The organism is Chitinophaga tropicalis, from assembly GCF_009758205.1.
Classification (GTDB): Bacteria; Bacteroidota; Bacteroidia; order Chitinophagales; family Chitinophagaceae; genus Chitinophaga; species Chitinophaga tropicalis.
On record NZ_WRXN01000041.1, the window covers coordinates 1 to 2,485 of the forward strand.

Here is a 2,485-nt window from a genome sequence, read left to right on the forward strand (position 1 = left end):
TGCTGGCCAGCCATATTGTTTTCCTGGACGCCTTCACCTTACAGGGAATGGCATCTGCAGCAATAAATAATGAATACGCATTATACGGTATTGACGGAAACGTACAATATAAAATATACTCCTGGCTGGCAGCAGGAGGGGGACTTAAATACAGTTTACAAACCGTTCATAACATCCGGCAGCTGGGCTATTCTGCTAATACCAGGATAGACATACCACGCCTGGGACAGGTTGAATTACTGGCGGAAAAGAGCTTTATCCCTGGTTCTTCCGGCCGCCTGGTATCCAACAATACCGGGAGAATAACTTATACTAAAATATTTTAAATGAAAACGCTATTCAAGGTAGTAGCCCTGTTGTTATCCCTACAGGTAAGCGCACAGGTGAATATGACGGTCCAGTTACCGCCAACGGGAGTAATGCAGAAGGCGCAACTGTGGAATCTCTTGCTGGTATCGGCATCTCAGACCAATACGCAGGTGAGGATTGCCTTGCGTGTCACTGACGCAAAAACAAATCAGCCTGTTTTTACCGGTTTATCCCGCGTCATTACATTGAACAAAGGGGCTAAACAGGTACAGGCAGCTGATGTAACGCCGGTTACATATGAGTACCTCCGGCCAGTGGCCGACAGAAGCCCCAACGGATTACTGACTGCAGGTGCCTACCTGGCCTGTTACAGTGTTATGCTGGAGAAGGGAGATATCAGCAGCGTAGCGGCAGAGGATTGTCTTCCGTTCTCTGTAGAACCTGTAAGCCCTCCTTTGCTTAACAGCCCGGCTAACCAGAGCACAGAAGAAAGCCTGTTGCCGCAATTTACCTGGCTTCCGCCTGCCCCGGTCAATATATTCAATGACCTGAATTACGAGATGCTTATTGTGGAAGTCCGCAAAGGACAATCCGCTATAGAAGCCATACAGCAGAACATCCCTGTATTCAGGGCGCTGCATGTGAAGTCGCCTTTCGTTAATTATCCCTTGTCTGCCACTACACTGGATACAGCAAAGAACTATGCCTGGATGGTTACTGCCAACAACGGCAACCAGTTTTCTGCACAGACAGATATCTGGACATTTCGTGTGAAAGGTGCCTCACCTGTAAAAACAGCTATCACGGGTAACCCATATGTTCAGCTGAGAAGAGAGCTGGACGGAGAGCTTATCAGCTGCCCTGGTACCCTGAAAGTTGCCTATAATAATATGATGACAGACACAATAGCCGCATATGAAGTGATCAGTCTTGACGATCAGCAGCGGGTATTGATAAAGAATACGCTAAAGCTTACTCCCGGTACCAATTTCATTGAAATACCGCTTTCAGGAAGAAAAGACCTTGGCGAAGGTAAACAATACCTGTTCCGCCTGTCCAACTCCAGGCGGGAGTATTGGCAGCTGAAGTTTGTTTACACGATGTCCCTTTAATAAATAGATAAATAATAGATAAATGATACTGCAATTTGCTGCCAGGCGCAAAAAGACATTCGCCTCTTTGATGCTGGCACTGCTTTATTTCGAGGTGATTATCCCGTCCTATGCAATAGCGAATGTCCCTTCCGGAACATTACCCAGGCGTGATACTATACAGGTGGCAGAAAAGCTTCCCGTACCGGCTACGGTCAAATCTGTCAGAAAGATATCGAAGGCGCCTTTCATTGGCGGCCCTGGGCAGCCTGAAAGCCAGGCTTTCCATTCTGTGAATAACGAGAATATGGTTGACTTGTTTTCCGGCGATTTTTCCTATAGCATTCCCTTGATAGATGTAGACGGCTATCCGTTAGCGATCGGTTATAACAGCGGTATTTCTATGGAACAGGAAGCTAGTTGGGTAGGTTTGGGATGGAATATCAACCCGGGCGCTATCACGCGTAATATGCGTGGATTACCGGACGATTTTGATGGCAATGATACCATTCAGAAGATAGCTTCAGTAAAAGAGAATAAAACAGTAGGCGGTACTATTGGCCTTGGTATGGAAGTATTTGGCCTGCCTAATAGTAAGAAGGATACTACAACTAAGGTGGGTTTCGGTGCAAGCCTTGGCATATCTTATAATACCTATAAAGGCATCGGACTTGAAACCGGTCTTAACGCAAGTATAAATGCGGGTGCAAAGGGAATGGGAACGTTTACCAGTGCGCTGTCGTTTACCAACAGTTCCCGGGATGGTATTACGGTAGGATCTTCCCTGGCATATGGTATGAGCCGTGAGATTGTCAAGGAAAATAATATTGGTGGTGCTGCAAGCGTTAGCGTCGGATCAGCTCTTAACACCAGGGCCGGGATGAAAGACCTGACCTTTTCATTGGGGACCAGGCAATATAAAACGGCCGAGGTAAATAAAAGGACGGTCAGTAAAGGCTGGGGCTCCTCGTTTAGTTCCGGAATTTCTTTTGCCTATCCATCATTTACTCCGAATATAACATTGCCTTATACCTCTTCTTTCATCAGTTTTGTGGCAAAAGTAGGATCGGAGACGAAAGGGCTGT

Annotated in this window: 3 protein-coding genes; all 3 read left to right on the top strand. The window is 46.6% G+C overall.

The annotated features are described in order from the left end of the window. Positions 1–326: hypothetical protein (locus GO493_RS30670; protein WP_157310065.1), on the top strand; the 326-nt coding region annotated here is incomplete at its 5' end. Continuing rightward, positions 327–1,421 (top strand): hypothetical protein, encoded by a 1,095-nt coding sequence (locus GO493_RS30675; protein WP_157310066.1) that lies wholly within the window; start codon positions 327–329, stop codon positions 1,419–1,421. Positions 1,422–1,443: 22 nt separating this feature from the next. Continuing rightward, the coding region (locus tag GO493_RS30680; protein ID WP_157310067.1) for a hypothetical protein at positions 1,444–2,485 on the top strand (1,042 nt) is incomplete at its 3' end.

What these genes read in the sequence shown, in the direction of transcription:
- GO493_RS30675 (WP_157310066.1), top strand. Translation starts at nt 327, where the DNA reads ATGAAAACGCTATTCAAGGTAGTAGCCCTGTTGTTATCCCTACAGGTA.